This window comes from Lentzea sp. NPDC036955, from assembly GCF_055608005.1.
On the sequence record NZ_JBVJRC010000012.1, the window covers coordinates 218,254 to 235,004 of the forward strand.

At 70.3% G+C, this 16,751-nt stretch carries 19 protein-coding genes; 8 read left to right on the forward strand and 11 right to left on the reverse strand.

Annotated features, from left to right (window positions below; translation table 11 throughout):
* The first annotated feature begins 157 nt into the window (after positions 1-157).
* Positions 158-934 carry an enoyl-CoA hydratase-related protein gene (locus ACZ7CF_RS36235; RefSeq protein WP_470371892.1) on the forward strand — a complete coding sequence of 259 codons (777 nt, stop codon included), beginning with the start codon at positions 158-160 and terminating at the stop codon, positions 932-934.
* A gap of 81 nt (positions 935-1,015) precedes the next feature.
* On the opposite strand, the gene ACZ7CF_RS36240 is transcribed toward ACZ7CF_RS36235, so the two are convergent.
* Genes ACZ7CF_RS36240 through ACZ7CF_RS36250 form a run of 3 tightly spaced genes read right to left on the reverse strand, consistent with a single transcriptional unit; the run spans position 1,016 to position 1,958 of the window.
* The gene (locus ACZ7CF_RS36240; RefSeq protein WP_360397129.1) at positions 1,016-1,279 is read right to left on the reverse strand and encodes a barstar family protein; all 264 of its coding nucleotides are present in this window, start codon (positions 1,277-1,279) and stop codon (positions 1,016-1,018) included.
* A complete protein-coding gene (locus tag ACZ7CF_RS36245; RefSeq protein WP_360397128.1) occupies positions 1,276-1,737 on the reverse strand; it encodes a guanyl-specific ribonuclease in 462 nt (153 codons plus the stop codon). Before ACZ7CF_RS36245 ends, ACZ7CF_RS36240 begins: the two co-directional genes overlap by 4 nt.
* Complete coding sequence (locus ACZ7CF_RS36250) at positions 1,734-1,958, reverse strand: hypothetical protein (RefSeq protein ID WP_360397127.1); 225 nt, start codon at positions 1,956-1,958, stop codon at positions 1,734-1,736. Before ACZ7CF_RS36250 ends, ACZ7CF_RS36245 begins: the two co-directional genes overlap by 4 nt.
* Before the next feature lie 70 nt (positions 1,959-2,028).
* Here ACZ7CF_RS36250 and ACZ7CF_RS36255 point away from each other — a divergent pair, with 70 nt between their 5' ends.
* Together ACZ7CF_RS36255 and ACZ7CF_RS36260 are read left to right on the forward strand one after the other, a co-directional pair.
* The gene (locus ACZ7CF_RS36255; protein WP_470371893.1) at positions 2,029-2,997 is read left to right on the forward strand and encodes a zinc-binding dehydrogenase; all 969 of its coding nucleotides are present in this window, start codon (positions 2,029-2,031) and stop codon (positions 2,995-2,997) included.
* A gap of 109 nt (positions 2,998-3,106) precedes the next feature.
* Positions 3,107-4,525: an amino acid permease gene (locus tag ACZ7CF_RS36260; protein WP_360397125.1), complete on the forward strand. Its 1,419-nt coding sequence runs from the start codon at positions 3,107-3,109 to the stop codon at positions 4,523-4,525.
* Here ACZ7CF_RS36260 and ACZ7CF_RS36265 read toward each other — a convergent pair.
* Positions 4,500-6,035: a DUF885 domain-containing protein gene (locus tag ACZ7CF_RS36265; protein ID WP_360397124.1), complete on the reverse strand. Its 1,536-nt coding sequence runs from the start codon at positions 6,033-6,035 to the stop codon at positions 4,500-4,502. The two genes, ACZ7CF_RS36260 and ACZ7CF_RS36265, sit on opposite strands and share 26 nt — an antisense overlap.
* Before the next feature lie 109 nt (positions 6,036-6,144).
* Positions 6,145-7,191: a nitronate monooxygenase gene (locus ACZ7CF_RS36270; RefSeq protein WP_360397123.1), complete on the reverse strand. Its 1,047-nt coding sequence runs from the start codon at positions 7,189-7,191 to the stop codon at positions 6,145-6,147.
* Between the two features lie 113 nt (positions 7,192-7,304).
* Between ACZ7CF_RS36270 and ACZ7CF_RS36275 the strand changes: the two genes are divergently transcribed.
* Positions 7,305-8,408 carry an alkaline phosphatase family protein gene (locus tag ACZ7CF_RS36275; RefSeq protein WP_360397122.1) on the forward strand — a complete coding sequence of 368 codons (1,104 nt, stop codon included), beginning with the start codon at positions 7,305-7,307 and terminating at the stop codon, positions 8,406-8,408.
* 30 nt (positions 8,409-8,438) lie between these two features.
* On the opposite strand, the gene ACZ7CF_RS36280 is transcribed toward ACZ7CF_RS36275, so the two are convergent.
* Positions 8,439-9,914, reverse strand: coding sequence for a chitinase (locus tag ACZ7CF_RS36280; RefSeq protein WP_470371894.1), 1,476 nt, complete (start codon positions 9,912-9,914; stop codon positions 8,439-8,441).
* Between the two features lie 98 nt (positions 9,915-10,012).
* Between ACZ7CF_RS36280 and ACZ7CF_RS36285 the strand changes: the two genes are divergently transcribed.
* Complete coding sequence (locus ACZ7CF_RS36285; protein ID WP_470371895.1) at positions 10,013-10,444, forward strand: HD domain-containing protein; 432 nt, start codon at positions 10,013-10,015, stop codon at positions 10,442-10,444.
* A 74-nt stretch (positions 10,445-10,518) separates the two neighbouring features.
* Positions 10,519-10,743 carry a hypothetical protein gene (locus tag ACZ7CF_RS36290; RefSeq protein WP_360397119.1) on the forward strand — a complete coding sequence of 75 codons (225 nt, stop codon included), beginning with the start codon at positions 10,519-10,521 and terminating at the stop codon, positions 10,741-10,743.
* Between the two features lie 55 nt (positions 10,744-10,798).
* Here the strand turns inward: ACZ7CF_RS36290 and ACZ7CF_RS36295 are convergent, their stop codons facing one another.
* The 3 genes from ACZ7CF_RS36295 to lepA all read right to left on the reverse strand — a co-directional run bounded on the left by ACZ7CF_RS36295 (position 10,799) and on the right by lepA (position 14,170).
* Entirely contained in the window at positions 10,799-11,410 is a 612-nt protein-coding gene (locus ACZ7CF_RS36295) for a class I SAM-dependent methyltransferase (protein ID WP_360397118.1), read from the reverse strand.
* Between the two features lie 67 nt (positions 11,411-11,477).
* Positions 11,478-12,302, reverse strand: coding sequence for a DUF72 domain-containing protein (locus ACZ7CF_RS36300; protein ID WP_360397444.1), 825 nt, complete (start codon positions 12,300-12,302; stop codon positions 11,478-11,480).
* Between the two features lie 32 nt (positions 12,303-12,334).
* Complete coding sequence (gene lepA, locus ACZ7CF_RS36305) at positions 12,335-14,170, reverse strand: translation elongation factor 4 (protein WP_360397117.1); 1,836 nt, start codon at positions 14,168-14,170, stop codon at positions 12,335-12,337.
* A gap of 89 nt (positions 14,171-14,259) precedes the next feature.
* On the opposite strand from lepA, the gene ACZ7CF_RS36310 reads away from it, so the two are divergent.
* Positions 14,260-14,682 carry a type II toxin-antitoxin system PemK/MazF family toxin gene (locus ACZ7CF_RS36310; RefSeq protein ID WP_360397116.1) on the forward strand — a complete coding sequence of 141 codons (423 nt, stop codon included), beginning with the start codon at positions 14,260-14,262 and terminating at the stop codon, positions 14,680-14,682.
* 48 nt (positions 14,683-14,730) lie between these two features.
* Here the strand turns inward: ACZ7CF_RS36310 and ACZ7CF_RS36315 are convergent, their stop codons facing one another.
* On the reverse strand, positions 14,731-15,576 hold the full coding sequence (locus ACZ7CF_RS36315; RefSeq protein ID WP_360397115.1) for a helix-turn-helix domain-containing protein: 846 nt from the start codon (positions 15,574-15,576) through the stop codon (positions 14,731-14,733).
* Positions 15,577-15,598: 22 nt separating this feature from the next.
* Entirely contained in the window at positions 15,599-16,033 is a 435-nt protein-coding gene (locus ACZ7CF_RS36320) for a hypothetical protein (RefSeq protein ID WP_470371896.1), read from the reverse strand.
* An 8-nt stretch (positions 16,034-16,041) separates the two neighbouring features.
* Here ACZ7CF_RS36320 and ACZ7CF_RS36325 point away from each other — a divergent pair, with 8 nt between their 5' ends.
* Entirely contained in the window at positions 16,042-16,629 is a 588-nt protein-coding gene (locus ACZ7CF_RS36325; RefSeq protein WP_470371897.1) for an ADP-ribosylglycohydrolase family protein, read from the forward strand.
* Positions 16,630-16,751 lie beyond the last annotated feature (122 nt).

Here is a 16,751-nt window from a genome sequence, read left to right on the forward strand (position 1 = left end):
GGCATCAGGACGTAGCAGCGACCAGCTCGGTCATCGTGTCGAGCGTCAGTGCGCAGGTCCTCCACGGAGACCTGCGCACTGACGCGGTTCGCCCACTCGTACTGGGCCGCGCGCAGCCGTTCCACCGCGGCGAAACTCGGCAGCTAAGGTCAGCGCCATGGCAGACGAGCTGGTCCACTACGAGGTGCGGCGTGGCATCGCGACGATCACGCTGGACTCCCCCCACAACCGCAACGCCCTGTCCGCGCAGCTGCGCCGGGAGCTCCGCGAGCACCTGACCGCGACCGCCGCCGACGACGGGGTGCGCGTGGTCGTGCTGACCCACACGGGCCCGGTGTTCTGCTCGGGCATGGACCTCAAGGAGGCCGCCGGTGCGAGTGCCGGCGACCAGGGCGTCAACGAGTTCCCCGCGATCCTCGACCAGCTCTGGACCAGCCCCAAGCCGGTCGTCGCCGCGCTGAACGGCCCTGCTCGCGCGGGTGGTGTCGGCATCGTCGCTGCCTGCGACATCGCGGTCGCGGCGCGCGAGGCGACGTTCGCGTTCAGCGAGGTCCGCATCGGCGTGGTGCCGGCGGTCATCTCGGTGACGGTGCTGCCGCGCCTGCTCCCCCGCGCCGCGCACGAGCTGTTCCTCACCGGCGAGACCTTCGACGCCGCCCGCGCGGTCGAGATCGGCCTGCTCAACTCCGCGGTGCCGCTCGACGGCGTCGACGCCGAGGTCCGCCGCTACACCGACATGCTCGCGCTGGGCGCACCGAGCGCGCTCGCCGCGACCAAGCGGATGCTCCAGCAGGAACGGTCCACGAACCTCGGCGAGGTGTTCGCGGACATGCTCGCGCTGTCGGCGCAGCACTTCGGCGGTCCCGAGGGCCAGGAGGGCATCACGGCGTTCCGCGAGAAGCGCAAGCCGTCCTGGGTGCCGGCCGAGGACTGACACGTCGGACATCAGAACCAGGCGGCGCACTCGACGACGCCCTGCGCGAAAGCGGTCCCGGCGTCTTTCGCGCAGGCCGGGTCACCGTTCCGTGCGAACCACCCGCAGCGTCCGGTCGCCTGATCCGGCGGTCTGCCTCGCCGCGTCGCGCAGCACCTCGGACACGGACGCGTCCAGGTCTGCGGGCACGACCAGCACGTACTCCCCCGCGGGCAGCCACGACAGGTCGGTCAGGCTGTCGTACAACGCGTCCAGGTTCTGGCCGAACCAGGAGGGGAACGACAACGCCTCGGCAATGGCGCCGATGGCGGCCTTCTTCTCCGAAACGAGGATGTGCCGCTTCACTTCTTCACGTCCACGACGACGAACGACGCGTAGTGGTCGCCGGTGTAGTAGACCTCGCGCTTGTCCCCGGTCACGAGCCGGCGCGCGCCGCGGTCGGGACTGCCCGGCGTCGGCACCGTGTACTCCTTGTAGTACCCGGACTTGTGCTGCGGCAGCCGCTTCTCGCGGTTCTCGAACGTCACGCCGTCGTTCTTCGGGTACGGCATGGGGCTCTCGCCCCCGATCAGCTTGTACGTCTTCGCGGCCTCGGGCGGCAGCGACGACAGCGGCTTCACCTCAAGGCCGGACTCCTGCGCGCCGGGCACCGCGGGTGCCGTGCCGGGCGCACTGCTCGCGCTGCTGGTGGGCGCGCTCGACCGGGGTTCGGGCTCGGATGCGCCGTCGCGCACGAACCAGCCGACCAGGACCAGCAGGACCAGGCCGACGAGTGCGACGGTGAGGCGACGACCGGGACTCATACGGCGACCTTCTCGGACTCGGGATCGGAGGCCCCGTCCTCCGGCTCGGGTGCGAGGGAGGCCGGGTTCTTGGCACCCCAGTCGGCCACCCGGTCGACGAGCCGCGCCACGCCCAGGCACAGCGGCAGCACCACGACCATCACGAGGGGGAACTGCACGGCGACGGGCAGTTGCACGAGCCACAGCTCGACCCCGTCCCACCACTGCCAAAGCCCGTCCACCCGCACGAGCCTAGCCTGGTGACCCGGGTCACGGCGGTCGGCGGGGACGCCGCTGGGTATGTTGCGAACCATGTTCGCCGTTTACGCAGCAGAACCCAGTCCCGAGAACCCGCTGGCCTCGCTCCGCGTCGGCGAGCGCCCCGACCCCGAGGTGCCCGCCGGGTGGGTGCGGGTCGCGGTCAAGGCGGCCAGCCTCAACATGCACGACCTGTGGACGCTGCGCGGGGTCGGCATCAAGCCCGAGCAGTTCCCGATGGTCCTGGGCTGCGACGGCGCGGGCGTCCTCGACGACGGCACCGAGGTGGTGCTGCACTCCGTCATCGGCGACCCCGGCTGGGACGGCGACGAGACCCTCGACCCGAAGCGCACGCTGCTCACCGAGAAGCACCAGGGCACGTTCGCCGACTACGTCGTGGTCCCCACCCGCAACGCACTGCCCAAGCCGGCGGACCTCACGTTCGCCGAGGCCGCGTGCATGGGCACGGCGTGGCTGACCGCGTACCGGATGCTGTTCGTGAAGTCGGGCCTGCGCCCCGGTCAGACGATGCTCGTGCAGGGCGCGTCCGGCGGTGTCTCGACCGCGCTGATCCAGCTCGGCCGCGCGGCCGGGTTCCGCGTCTGGGTCACCGGCCGCACCGAGGAGAAGCGCGCTCTGGCGCAGACCCTCGGCGCCCATGACACCTTCGAGTCCGGTGCCCGCCTGCCGGAACGGGTCGACGCGGTGTTCGAGACCGTCGGCAAGGCCACCTGGTCGCACTCGATGAAGGCGCTCAAGCCCGGCGGCATCGTCGTCATCTCCGGCGCGACGTCCGGTGACGCGTCGGCGGCCGAGCTGCAGCGGCTGTTCTTCCTGCAGCTGCGCGTGGTCGGCTCGACCATGGGCACCCGCGAGGAGCTGGGCGACCTGATCCGGTTCTGCGCGCTCAACGACCTCAGGCCGCAGATCGGCGCCGAGCTGCGGTTCGAGGACGCCGAGCAGGGCTTCAGGGCGATGCTGGACGGCGAGACCGCCGGAAAGATCGTGTTCAGCAGGCCGTAAACAGCACCGGAAGCCAAAAATCGGTTCCCTGATTGGTGGGTTCGGACAAACCGCGTGACAGTGGTCCCGAATAGGTTCGCCCGGACCCACTCTTCAAGGGAGCTAGGCAATGACCACACAGGGCGTCTTCCGGCGCAAGCCCATCGACCGGATCGCCGAGGACAGGGGCGACGGGCTCACCAGAACGCTGGGCCTGTGGCAGCTCACCGCGATCGGCATCGGCGGCATCATCGGCGCGGGCATCTTCTCGCTCGCCGGTGCCGTCGCGAACAAGACAGCCGGTCCCGCGGTGCTGGTGTCGTTCCTGATCGCCGGTATCGCGAGCGCGGCGGCGGCGTTCTCGTACGCGGAGTTCGCGGGCCTGATCCCCAAGGCCGGCAGCGCCTACACCTACGGCTACGCGGTGCTCGGCGAGATCGTCGGCTGGTTCATCGGCTGGGACCTGCTGCTGGAGTACACCGCGATCGTGGCGGTGGTCGCGATCGGCATCTCCGGCTACTTCACCGAGCTGCTGTCGCTGCTGAACGTCCACCTGCCGCAGTGGATGCTGGGCGCACCGGGCACCGAGGCCGACGGCGTCGCCGCGGGCACGTACAAGGTGAACCTGTTCGCCGTGCTGCTGTGCCTGCTGATCGCGTTCGTGCTGAACCAGGGCATGAAGAACGCCGCGCGCTTCGAGACCACGCTGGTGTACCTCAAGATCGCCGTGGTGGCGCTGGTCGTCGTCGTCGGCGCGTTCCACATCAACACCGACAACTACAACCCGTTCTTCCCGTTCGGCATCTCGGGTGCGCTCACGGGTGCGGCGACGGTGTTCTTCGCGGTGTTCGGCTACGACGCGATGTCCACGGCCGCCGAGGAGTCGAAGGACTCCCAGAAGCACATGCCGAAGGCGATCATCTACTCGCTCGCCGTGTCGATGGTGCTGTACGTGCTGGCCTGCCTCGTGCTCACCGGCATGGTCAACTACAAGGACGTCGACGCGGAGTCCGCGTTCGCCACGGCCTTCGCCGACATCGGCCTGCCCGCCCTGGGCATCATCATCTCCGTCGGTGCGATCCTGGGCATCACGACGGTGCTCTTCACGTTCCTGCTGGGCGCCGCCCGCGTCGGCTACTCGATGAGCCGCGACGGCCTGCTGCCGCAGTGGTTCGCGAAGACGCACCCGGTGAAGCACGTGCCGACGCGCATCACCTGGGTGCTGGGCATCGCCTCCGCGGTCATCGCGGGCTTCCTGCCGATCGCGGAGGCCGCCGAGCTCACCAACATCGGCATCCTGCTGGCGTTCGTCGTCGTCTGCGTCGCCGTGGTCGTGCTGCGCTACAAGCAGCCCGACCTGCCGCGCACGTTCAAGACGCCGGGCATGCCGGTCGTGCCGATCATCGGTGTCGTCTTCTCGATCTGGCTGATCACGTTCCTCACGCCGGAGACCTGGCTGCGGTTCGCGGTCTGGTTCGTGATCGGCCTGGTCGTCTACTTCACCTACTCGAAGCGCAACTCCGTCATGGAGAAGGAGTCCAAGCGGTAACCAGGGAGTCGAGCGTGGCGAGCGGCACCGGGCCGTTCGCCAGCACGAGGTCGTGGAACGCGCGCACGTCGAAGCGGTCGCCCAGCCGGGTGGCCGCTTCCTCGCGCAACCGGAGGATCTCCAGCCGCCCCACCATGTACGCGAGCGCCTGCCCCGGCGTCTCGATGTACCGGTCGACCTCGGACTCGATCTCCGGCGCGGTCATCACGGTGTTCTCGCGCAGGTAGTCCACGGCCTGCCGGCGCGACCACCCGAGGGCGTGCAGGCCGGTGTCGACGACGAGCCGCCCTGCGCGCATCGCGTCGAGCGACAGCATGCCCAGCCGCTGCTCGTCGGACGAGTACAGCCCCATCTCCTCGGCCAGGCGCTCGGTGTAGAGGCCCCAGCCTTCGAGGTAGGCGTCGATGAACGCGAACTTGCGCACGTTGTGCAGGTCGGTCTCGGCGGCGATCGTGATCTGGAAGTGGTGGCCGGGGATGGCCTCGTGGAACGCCGTCACCTCCGAGAGCGTGCGGCTGCGTTCGGTGGCGCCCAACGGGTTCAGGAAGTAGACGCCGGGACGGGAGCCGTCCAGCGCGGCGTCCATGTAGTACGCGAGCGGCGCGACCTCGCGGTCCACCTCGGGGACGAGCCGCACCTCGCAGGGCGCCTTGGGCAGCCGGCCGAACCACCGCGGCGCGACGGCCTCGGCCCGCGCGACGGCCTCGACCGCGCTGGTGACCATGTCGCCCTCGTTGTCCCACAGCAGCTCCGTGCGCAGCCGCGTGAAGATCTCGGTGACGTCCGAGGTGCCCCACACCCGTGCGCCGACCTCCGCGTACTCCTCGCGCAGCCGGGCGATCAGGTCGAGCCCGAGCCGGTGCAGCTCGGCCGGCGTGTAGGCCGTGGTCGTGTAGTCGCGGACCAGCCGGGCGTAGTTCTGCTCGCCCTCCGGCAGCCAGCACAGGCCGGCCTGCGCATCCTCGCGGCCGTCGAGCGACAGCAGCACCTCGCGGAACCGGGCGAACGCCGGCCGCAGGTCCGCGTCCCCCTCCCACGGCTGCCGCGGCGAGGCGAGGAACCGCTCCAGGTGCGCCGCGCCGTTCACGACGTGCCGCCGCAACGGCCTGCGATCGGTGTCGAGCAGCCGGGTGGCCGCCTGGTCGAGGAACCGCGGGATCTGGTCCAGCCGCTTCGAGAAGTCGACCTGGGAGGCCAGCCCGAGCAGGCCGCCGACCGGTGCGCTCAGTCCCGCGGCCACGGTGTGCTCGACCAGCCGGGCGTCGATCTTCGTGATGATCGACTCGGCCTGGTGCCTGATCACGGACCTGGTGACCGGGTCCTCGTCGCTGGTGTCGACGCGGCTCACGATGTCCGCGAGGCGGGCGCGCAGGGCCTGGTGGCCCTCGACGCTGAGGTCGTCGAGCCGGTCGTCCCAGCCGGGCAGGCCGACCATGGTCGCGAACGCGGGCGTCCAGTCCATCATCGCCTGGAACGTCTCATCGGAGAGCGAGGTCACACCGTCCTTCATAGCCGCGCTCACCCCGCTTCGCCAACGAATTGACCGACGAGCTCGCCGAGCGTCGGCAGCGGAACCGGTCCAGTGCCGGCCGTCCGCGAGTGAGGTCACCGGACCGTTCCTAGCCGCGCGCGAACCTCTGCGCCAGCGCGTCGACCGCTTCCCGCAGCTCCGCGTCGAGCCTGCGCACGACCTCGGCGGCCGGTGCGGCCGGCGCGAGCGGGTAGGTGGTGCCCGCCCACAGCGACATGGCCTCCAGCTCACCGGTGGCGCGCACCGGTTTCGTGAGGTGGTGCACGTTCGGGTACGCGGCGGGCGCGTGCGGGGTGTTCTCGACCAGGAACCGGTTGACCAGCCCGCGCGCCAGCCGGCCGCTGAACGCACGGGTCAGCGCCGTCCTGCGGCCGCCCGCGCGCAACGCCTCCCGTTGCGGCGCGGCGGTCCCCGCCTCCGGGCAGCCGAGGAACGCGGTGCCCAGCTGGGCCGCGACCGCACCGGCCGCGAGCACCGCCGCGACGTCGGCGCCGTGCACCAGCCCGCCGGTCGCGATCACCGGCAGGTCGACGGTGCCCCTGACCAGCCGGAGCGCGGCGAGCGTCCCGTACAGCTCGCCACCTCCGGGCGAGACGCCGTCGTCGGTGAACGTGCCGCGGTGCCCGCCCGCGTCCGATCCCTGCACGCACAGCACGTCCGCGCCGATCTGCCGGGCCTGCCGCGCCTCGGCAGGGGTGGTGACCGTGACGACGACGGTCGCCCCTGCCGCCTTCAGCCGCTGCACGTCGTCGACGTCGGGCAGCCCGAACGTGAACGACACCACCGGCACCCGCAGCGCCAGCACCAGTTCGAGCTTCGCCGCGTAGTTGTCGTCGTCCCAGCGCGGCTCGCCCGGCACCGCGCCGAGCTTCCCCGCGAACGCGGTCACCCGGTCCACGTAGGACGAGATGTCGGCGGTCGGCCGGGTGCCCGGCACGAACAGGTTGACCCCGAACGGCGCCCCGGTCAGCTCCCGGGTGCGCGTGACCTTCTCGGCGAGCTGCTCGACGGAGACGTACCCGGCCGCCAGGAACCCGAGCCCGCCCGCGTCGTTCACCGCGGCGACCAGCTCGGGTGTGGAGGCGCCGCCCGCCATGGGTGCGGCGATCACGGGCACGGCCAGCGTCTGGAACATGAGCCCAACCTAGTTGGGCGCGCCCGTGAACGCCCGGCGAAGTGGCTGTGTTCACGGTGGCGCAAGGAAACGCCGTTCACCTCCCGGTCATGCCGGTGGGTGAGACTCGGTCCGTGAAACGCCGCACCCTGCTCAGGGCCGCCGCAGGCTCGGTCGTCCTCTCCGCCGCGCCCGGTGCCGCGTTCGGCGCGACCGGCCGGGGCAGGCGGGTGTACGTGGTCGTGCTCGCCGGTCTGCGGGCGGACGAGGTGGGGACCGCGCTGACGCCGAACCTCGTCGCGCTGCGGGCGGACGGCACGTACTTCCCGCGGGCTCGTTCGCTGCCGGCCGCCGGGAGCACCGCGCACCTCGTCATGATGCTGACCGGGGTGCGGCCCGACCGCAGCGGTGTGCCCGCCGACGTCGTGTTCGACCGGGCGCGCGGTGTGCGGCGGCTGAGCGAGCCGAGGTTCCCGACGGTGCTGGAACGCTTGCCGGAGCTGGGTTTCCGCACGGGCGCGGTGCTGCCGGAGGAGGACCTGCGCCGGGTGGTCGGCACGCGAGCGACGTACGGGTGGGAACCCCGGCCGCCGGTCACGGGGACCGCGCCGGACGCGTTCACCTCGCACGCCCTGCACGCCGTGGTCGACGAGGCAGACCCGGACCTGGTGGTCGTGCAGTTCGGCACCGGAGCCCCGGCCGCTGCCGCGGGGCGGTCGCTGACCGCGCGCACGGCGGACGAGCAGCTCGGCAAGCTGGTGCGGCACCTCAGGGCGACCGGGCGGTGGGAGCGGTCCGTCCTCCTCGTCACCGCGACTCCCGCAGCGGACCGGTCCCCGGTGTCGCCGGAGGAGCACATCCAGACAGATCCGTTGCTGCGCAACAGGGTTGTGGTCGTGCAGAACGACGGCGCCGACCTGCTGTACTGGACCGGCCCCGCCTCGGACCGCGCCCTGGCCGTGCGGCACCTGGAGTCGGTGGTCTCGCGAGTGCCCGGTGTGCGGTCGGCGCACCGGCCGGCCGAGCTGCGCCTCGGACCGGAGGCCGGCGACCTGGTGGTGCACCGGGGACGTGCCGCGGCCGAGCCGGTGCCGCTGCTCGTCGCCGGTGGCGATCCCGTGGTGGGGCGCGGGGTCTCGATGACAGCCGCGTCCACTGTGGATGTCGCACCGACGGTGGGGAGGCTGTTCGGCCTCCCCGAACCGTCGGGCGGGGGTGACGGTCAGTCCGTCATCTGAGGCAGTCCGTCAGCCGGACCGCGCCATCATCTAGGGCAGGGAGTCCAGATGAGGGGCGACCGTGTTGGCGAACTGCCAGTTGTTCGAGGCGTCCCAGTTGATCGACCACGTCATGGCGCCGCGGATCGACGGCCAGGTCGTGCTCGGCTTGAACGTCCCGCAGTTCGTGCCACGCGCGAGGCAGCTGAGGGCGTTGTTGACGTTGGCGGGCGACTGGTACCCGCCACCGGCACCCGACGGCGACGCGGGCAGGCCGAGGCCCACCTGGTCGGCGCGCAGGCCGCTCTGCAGCTGGATGCACGCGAGCGCGGTCAGGAAGTTGACCGTGCCCTGGCTGTGGACCTGCTGGTCGCAGCCGAGCATCGAACCGGAGTTGTAGTACTGCATGTTGACGATGGTCAGGATGTCCTTCGTGGCCAGCGCCAGCTTGAAGTACTCGGCGTTGACGTTCTGCATGTCGATCGTCTGCGGCGCCATGGTGATGACCTTGCCGCCACCGGCGTGGATGCTGCGCAGCGCCTGGCCCATGTACTGGGCGTTGACGCCGTTCTCCAGGTCGATGTCGACGCCGTCGAAGCCGTAGGTGGAGATCAGGCCCTTGACGCTGTTGGCGAAGTTGGTCGCGGCGGTGGAGTTGGCGACGCTGATCGTGCCCTTCTCACCACCGACGGAGATGATCACCTTCTGGCCGCGGGCCTGCACGGTCTTCACGTCGGCGCGGAACTGCGCGTCGGTGTAGCCGCCGAGCTGGCTGCTCAGACCGGGGTCGAGGTTGAACGCGACCTGCCCCTGCACCGCCGTGGCATCGGCGAACGAGACCGCGATGATGTCGTAGGTGGTGGGGACGTCGGACAGCCGCAGAGCGCGCGCACCGTTGTAGAAGTTCTGCCAGTAGCCCGTCAGCACGTGCTTGGGCAGACCGGTGATCGGCGGGTTGCTCGTCGTCGTCGTCGTGGTGGTCGTCGTGGTCGTCGTAGTGGTGGTGGTCGACGTCGTCGTGCTCGTGGACGTCGGCGGAGTGCCGGGGCCGTCGAGGTTGACGTCGTCGGCGTAGTAGGCGGGCTGGCCGTACCAGCCGTGCAGGTAGATCGTCACGCTGGTGGCGCTGCCGGACGTGAAGTCGAGGGTCAGCTGGGAGAAGCCGCTGGAACCGGGCGTCCAGGTGCTCTTCTCCACGCCGCCGGTGACGCCGAGGTAGACGTAGCTGCCCTGCACCCAGGCCGACAGCTTGTAGGCCGTGTTCGGTTGCACCGAAACGGTCTGCTGGCACCGCGCGGTGCTCTGGCCGACGGGTGTGCCCTGCAACGCGTACTGGCCGGTGCGCTTGGTGCCGGACGTGGCGCTGGTGCCCTCGGTGCAGGTCCAGCCGCTCAGGTTGCCCGCCTCGAACCCGTTGTTGGCCGCGAGGTTGGCGGCGGCGGCGTTGCCGTTGATCACCAACACCAGACCGGCACATGCGATGAACGCCGACAGCAGCGCGATCGCCGCTCGTCTGGTTTTGGACATGGTCCACCTCCACACACTCATGCGGCGACCATGTTGTGAGTGGACTAAAAATGGACTAGACCACTGCGGTTGGTCAAGCCCTGGTTTAGCTTGAGGGCGTGTTCACCCTCGAAAACGCGATCGCGATCGCCACCGAGGCCCACGAGGGCCAGGTCGACAAGTCGGGCCTGCCCTACATCGGGCACCCGTTGCGGGTCATGGCCGCCGTGAGCGGCGAGCACGAGCAGATGGCCGCCGTGCTGCACGACGTCGTCGAGGACACCCCGGTGACCGCGGCCGACCTGCTCGCCCGCGGCTGCCCGCCCGAGGTGGTCGACGCAGTCGTGGCGCTGTCGCACCTGCCGGACGAGCCGCAGGAGGACTACCTGCGCCGCGTCGCCGCCAACCCGCTGGCCGTCACGGTGAAGCGCGCGGACATCGGCGACAACCTCTCGCCGGCCCGCGTCGCCCGCCTCGACGCGGCCACGCAGGAGCGGTTGAAGGCCAAGTACGCGCGCGCCCTGGGGTTGCTCGACGAGTACGTGAGCTAGCCGACCTTCTTCATCGGTACAGGTGTCGTGAACTGGGTGTATTATCGAATCGTAACCAAGATTGGAAGGACACGATGACCCGCCACGACCTGTCCGTGAAGTCCCTGCGCTCGAACCTGGCCGTCCGCCGTGACGCCCGGCTGAAGCGCCGGAGCCTGGAGCGGCAGTTGGCCAGCTACACCACCGAGAGCGACCGCCTCGAACTGGACGCCATCCTCTCCCGCCACAGCGCCGAGGAGACGGGCGAGCTCCGTTCGATCATCAACCGCCAGGCGATGGACCGCTTGATCCGCGCCTGACCGGTACCTGTGTGGGCCACCCCCGGCAACGCCGCCGCGGGTGGCCTTTGCGTTTTCAGTACAGGCGCTTCACCGTCAGCACGTTGTCCTTGCGCGACTCCTGCTGACCATCCGGCCCGACGAGCGGCCGTTCGACCACGTCGTCGGTGATGATGATCCAGTTGTCGCCGAGCCGGAGGTGGTCGAGCACGTCCTTGGTCGTCGGGAAGTAGTAGTCGCGGTGCTCGGACCACGACGGCGCCCCGGCGTGCCCACCGACCACCAGCCGCCCGCCCGGCGCGACCGCCTCCGCGGCCCGCTTGAGGATGCTGTTGCGCTCCCCGTCCTCCTCGACCGGCGAGTGCAGGAACTGGGCGCTGACCAGGTCGTACCGGCCCTCGGGGAACGTCTCCTTCAGGTCGTGCCGCTCCACGGAGATCTCGACGCCGGCGTCCTGCGCGTGCCGGAGCGCCCGGTCCAGCGCCACCTGCGACACGTCGACCCCGAGCACCCGCCACCCCCGCTGCGCGAGCCAGACGGCGTCACCGCCCTCAGCGCACCCGAGATCCAGCGCACTGCCCGGCGTGAGGTCCGCGGTCTCGCGCACCAGCAACGGGTTCGGGTTGCCGGACCACACCTGGTCCCGCTCCGAGTAGAAGGCTTCCCAGAACTCCTGCGCAGTCGTCATGCCGTCCACGATGCCCACCGTTGTGCCGGAGCGGCAAACTCCGTTGCCGATCCGGCAACAAACGCGGTCAGAACAGCGTGGCGGGTTCGACCGGTTCGGGTTCGGGCAGCGCGTCGAGCTCGGGCACGAGCGTGCGGACGTCGTCGTGGAACCGGCGGGCGAGCGCGGGCGCGTCGTCGTTGTCGGGGGTGTGCAGGAACACCGTCGGCGACCGGCCCTCCCGCAGCCAGCCGGCGACCACCTCGGCCCACGGCCGCCACCCCTCGACCGTCTCCTCGACCGAGTCGCGGCCCAGGTAGCGGACGATCGGCTGGTCGGTCAGCGCCCGCGTCCGCCGGGGCAACCGCGGTTTGCGGTCCCAGGCCTCGCGCTCGGCGTCGCTGGTCGGCGGGCTCTGGAAGAAGACCTCGGTGTCGAACGGCACCCACTCGGCGTCCACGTCGTCGAGGGCCCCCTCCAGCAGCGACGTCGCACCGGCGTCGGTGAAGAACACGGGGTGGCGCACCTCCACGGCACGCCGCAGGCCGACGGGCAGCCTGCGCAGGAAGCGGCTCAGTGCCTCGACGTCCGCCGGGCCGAACGAGCCGGGCAGCTGGGTCCACAGGACCGCGCGCTCGCCCAGGGGCTCGATGGCGTCGAGGAACGCCCGCATCGGCACCTCGACACCGGCGAGCCGGCGCTCGTGCGTGACGACCTTGGGCAGCTTGACCACGAACCGGAAGTCCGGGTCCGTCTGCCGCGCCCAGGTCTCGACGGTCTTGCGGGCGGGCGTCGCGTAGAACGTGGTGTTGCCCTCGACGGCGTTGCACCAGCCGGCGTAGGCCCGCAGCCGCTCCCCGGCGGGAAGCGACTGCGGCAGGAACCGCCCTGGCCACGCCTTGTGGTTCCACATGGCGCAGCCGACGTGAAGGCGTGCCACGGCTCCTACTTCTTGCCCTTCGGCTCCTCGGTCGACAGCGCGGCGACGAAGGCCTCCTGCGGCACCTCCACGCGCCCCACCATCTTCATGCGCTTCTTGCCTTCCTTCTGCTTCTCCAGCAGCTTGCGCTTGCGGGTGATGTCACCGCCGTAGCACTTGGCCAGGACGTCCTTGCGGATCGCGCGGATCGTCTCGCGGGCGATCACACGGGACCCGATGGCCGCCTGGATCGGCACCTCGAACTGCTGCCGCGGGATGAGCTCGCGCAGCTTCGTGGCCATGCGCGTGCCGTAGCCGTAGGCGTGGTCCTTGTGCACGATCGCGGAGAACGCGTCGACGGCCTCGCCCTGCAGCAGGATGTCGACCTTGACCAGCTCCGACTCGGCCTCGCCCGACTCCTCGTAGTCCAGCGAGGCGTAGCCGCGGGTGCGGGACTTCAGCGAGTCGAAGAAGTCGAAGATGATCTCGCCGAGCGGCATGGTGTAGCGCAGCTCGACGCGGTCCTCCGACAGGTAGTCCATGCCGCCGAGCTGGCCGCGCTTGGCCTGGCACAGCTCCATGATCGCGCCGATGTAGTCCGACGGGGCGATGATCGTGCACTTGGTGACGGGCTCGTACACCTCGGCGCGCTTGCCCTCCGGCCAGTCGGACGGGTTCGTCACGACGTGCTCGGCGCCGTCTTCCATGATCACGCGGTAGACGACGTTCGGTGCCGTGGAGATCAGGTCGAGGCCGTACTCGCGTTCGAGGCGGTCGCGGGTGATCTCCAGGTGCAGCAGGCCGAGGAAGCCGCAGCGGAAGCCGAAGCCCAGTGCCGCGGAGGTCTCCGGTTCGAACGTCAGCGCGGCGTCGTTGAGCTGGAGCTTCTCCAGCGCCTCGCGCAGCTCCGGGTAGTCGGAACCGTCGACCGGGTACAGGCCCGAGTAGACCATCGGGCGAGGCTCGCGGTAGCCGGCCAGCGGCTCGGTGGCGCCCTTGCGCTCGGAGGTGACGGTGTCGCCGACCTTCGACTGGCGCACGTCCTTCACGCCGGTGATCAGGTAGCCGACCTCGCCGACGCCCAGGCCGCGGGACGGCTTCGGCTCCGGCGAGACGATGCCGACCTCGAGGATCTCGTGGGTGGCACCGGTCGACATCATCTTGATGCGCTCGCGCGGCGTGATCTTGCCGTCGACGACGCGGATGTAGGTGACGACGCCGCGGTAGGTGTCGTAGACCGAGTCGAAGATCATCGCGCGGGCCGGTGCGTCCGCCTCGCCCACGGGCGGCGGGACCAGCTTCACGACCTCGTCGAGCAGCGCCTCGACGCCGAGACCGGTCTTCGCGGAGACCCGCAGCACCTCGTCGGGCTCGCAGCCGACGATGTGCGCGATCTCCTTCGCGTACTTGTCCGGGTCCGCGGCGGGCAGGTCGATCTTGTTGAGCACCGGGATGATGGTGAGGTCCTTCTCCATCGCCAGGTACAGGTTCGCGAGCGTCTGCGCCTCGATGCCCTGCGCGGCGTCGACCAGCAGGATCGCGCCCTCGCAGGCCTCCAGCGCACGGGAGACCTCGTAGGTGAAGTCGACGTGGCCCGGCGTGTCGATCATGTGCAGGACGTGGTCCTGCCCGTTGACCTGCCAGGGCAGGCGCACGTTCTGCGCCTTGATGGTGATGCCGCGCTCCCGCTCGATGTCCATGCGGTCGAGGTACTGAGCGCGCATCGCCCGCGCTTCGACCACGCCGGTGAGCTGCAGCATGCGGTCGGCCAGCGTGGACTTGCCGTGGTCGATGTGCGCGATGATGCAGAAGTTCCGGATGAGTTCCGGCGGCGTGAACGTCGTGTCGGCGAACGTGGTCAAGGCGGTCCTCAGCAGGAAATCGGACGGGTGTCCCCTTATGGTCCCATAGAGGCCCACGTGCTCTGCACCACTAGGGTGCGTTCGTGCTGATGAACGGTGAAGACCCCCGCCCGGCCAAGGGCGCGGTCCGCGAGATCTTCGACGCGGCGGAGGCCACCAAGCTCGAGTACGAGCCCTCGGTGGACGGTGACGCGGACCCCGGCGAGGTCGTCTGGGCGTGGGTGCCCTACGAGGAGGACGCGAACCGCGGCAAGGACCGCCCGCTGCTGGTCGTGGGCCGCGCCAAGGGCGAGCTGATCGCGTTGATGCTCTCCTCGAAGGAGCCGCGCGACGACTACCTGGAGCTGGGCTCCGGTGCCTGGGACCGCGACGGCCGCCCGTCCTACCTGCGGCTGGACCGGGTGTTCGCCCTCGACTCCGACGACGACATCCGCCGCGAGGGCGCCGTGCTCGGCCCGGTCGCCTTCGGCCAGGTCGTGGACACCCTGCGCGCACGCCACGGCTGGCGCTGACCCCTGCGGGTGCGGGGGCGCCTGACCACGCGCCCCCGCACCCGCCCGTCACGCCGCGTGCGGCCCCTGGTCGTCGCGCGCGGCCCGCCGGCGCCCCGCGTACTCCCCGAGCTTGCCCAGCGACTGCTCCTCGTCCAGCGCGACCTCGGCCAGCCGGTCGAACACCAGCCTGATCCGCGCGATCGCACCGGGGTCCTGCACGAACACCTGCGCGAGCTCGGTCTCGCTGAACACGACCGGCATCGCCTTCTCGTACTCCCAGAGCACGCAGCCGCTGGACGGCACCACGGCCCGCATCGGCACGACCCGGACGCTGTGCTCCTCGGACAGCAGCCGCGCGCACTGGTCCTCCATCACCCGCCGGCCGCCGACCCGTTGCTGCAACGCGAACTCGTGGATGTAGAACAAGCATTTCGGCGGGTTGTTCCGGCGCAGGACTACTTGCCGGTCCATGCGGTGCTGCACGGCCGCCGCAATTCGGTCGCCGGTCGTGAAACCACCGAGCCGGTGCAGCGCGTCGGCGTATTCGTGGGTCTGCACCAGACTGGGCAGCTTGGTCACCGAATAGCTCGTGATCGACGTCGCCGCGGACTCCCCGATCCTCGCCGTGCGCACGTCCTCCGGCGCGTGCACGACGTACTCGTCGAAGGCGTACCGGTACCGGCGCCGGAAGTCGTCGATGTACTGGATGTCCTTGCCGCACATGGTGAACAGCTGCACGAGGTCGATGTCGGTGGCCCGCACCTTGCCGTGCTCCAGGTTGGACACCTTGCTCGGGTCCCACCCCAGTCGCACGGCCAGCGCCGCCCCGCTCATGCCGGTGCCGGCCTCCCGGACGCGGCGCAGCTCGTCGCCCAGGTCCCTGCTGTACGCGGTAGATGTGAATACAGTCACGCCAAAACGCTATGGCTTGTATTTATTCCATGGTACGGGCCCTTTCGGGTGAAAAGAGCGCCTGGACGACTCCGGTGATGTCGACGGAGTCCATTGCCGTTGCCGCGCCACCGGAACAAATGCACTTCAAGGGTTCCACACCGTTGAACCGCTCGCGCAAGTAGGGTCGGACCGTGGACCGAGTCGCGGGGTCATCGCCTCCACCCACGATCGACCCTTGGCCAGGCCGCCGCACGCGCAGACACGTCATCCTGGGTGCGCGGTTGTTCTCCGGGCTGTGCGCCCAGGACACGAACCGCTCGCGCAGCCGCGGTTCGAGCACGTCGGCGGTGCACTGAGTCGACGCGCCATGCAGCGCCCACGCGACGGTGAGTGCCATCTGCGTGTCGTCGGTGACCAGGGCATGGTGGCCAGCCAGGAAATCCGTCGGCTTGCCGAGCGCGTCCCCGAAAGCCAACCCGTGCAGTGCCGAACCTCGACGTCCTCGCCGGGGTGTCGCAGCTGCAGGCCGCCATGACTCACGGTCATCCCACGGCGCTGGCCGCGTCCGAGCTCACCGCGTACGCGACCCGGCTGCTGGTCGACGGACGCGACCTGGCCGAGGTGCCCGCCGCGTTGCTGGACCGGTGCCGCGAACGGCGCTCGGTCTACCTGGAGCAGTGGCTGGGTTCCCTGTGGCGGACGCCGGGTGCGACGACGCCGGCCGACTTCATCGCGCGCGGCTGGGACGAGTGCGCCGAGGTGCTCGAACGGCTGGTGGCCGCCCTCGCCGAACCCGATGACGGGCAGGACGCGAGCCTGGCCACCGGCGAGGGCTGGATCGCGGAGGAGGCGCTGGCGACCGGACTGTACTGCGCGATCCGGCACGCCGACGACCCGGTGCGGTGCCTGGTGCGGGGCGCGAGGACCAGTGGTGACTCGGACTCGATCGCGGCGTTGGCCGGGGCGTTCGCCGGCGCCGCGCACGGACTCGCCGCGTGGCCGCAGGAGTGGGTCGAGCGCATCGAGTACGCGGATCAGTTGGCAGCGCTCAGCTCCGGCATGGCCGGCTGACCTCGCTCGACGGTCGTGGAACACGAAAAAAAGCCCTGCGGGGAGCGCTTGTGGCGCTCAACCCGCAGGGCAAATTAAGTTCGGCGGCGACCTACTCTCCCACACCGTAACCAGTGCAGTAC

Excerpts from the sequence above, each read along its gene's own strand:
- ACZ7CF_RS36235 (WP_470371892.1), top strand. The coding sequence starts at position 158 with ATGGCAGACGAGCTGGTCCACTACGAGGTGCGGCGTGGCATCGCGACG.
- ACZ7CF_RS36245 (WP_360397128.1), bottom strand. The coding sequence starts at position 1,737 with ATGAGTCCCGGTCGTCGCCTCACCGTCGCACTCGTCGGCCTGGTCCTG.
- ACZ7CF_RS36255 (WP_470371893.1), top strand. The coding sequence starts at position 2,029 with ATGTTCGCCGTTTACGCAGCAGAACCCAGTCCCGAGAACCCGCTGGCC.
- ACZ7CF_RS36260 (WP_360397125.1), top strand. The coding sequence starts at position 3,107 with ATGACCACACAGGGCGTCTTCCGGCGCAAGCCCATCGACCGGATCGCC.
- ACZ7CF_RS36265 (WP_360397124.1), bottom strand. The coding sequence starts at position 6,035 with ATGAAGGACGGTGTGACCTCGCTCTCCGATGAGACGTTCCAGGCGATG.
- ACZ7CF_RS36270 (WP_360397123.1), bottom strand. The coding sequence starts at position 7,191 with ATGTTCCAGACGCTGGCCGTGCCCGTGATCGCCGCACCCATGGCGGGC.
- ACZ7CF_RS36280 (WP_470371894.1), bottom strand. The coding sequence starts at position 9,914 with ATGTCCAAAACCAGACGAGCGGCGATCGCGCTGCTGTCGGCGTTCATC.
- ACZ7CF_RS36290 (WP_360397119.1), top strand. The coding sequence starts at position 10,519 with ATGACCCGCCACGACCTGTCCGTGAAGTCCCTGCGCTCGAACCTGGCC.
- ACZ7CF_RS36295 (WP_360397118.1), bottom strand. The coding sequence starts at position 11,410 with ATGACGACTGCGCAGGAGTTCTGGGAAGCCTTCTACTCGGAGCGGGAC.
- ACZ7CF_RS36300 (WP_360397444.1), bottom strand. The coding sequence starts at position 12,302 with ATGTGGAACCACAAGGCGTGGCCAGGGCGGTTCCTGCCGCAGTCGCTT.
- ACZ7CF_RS36310 (WP_360397116.1), top strand. The coding sequence starts at position 14,260 with ATGAACGGTGAAGACCCCCGCCCGGCCAAGGGCGCGGTCCGCGAGATC.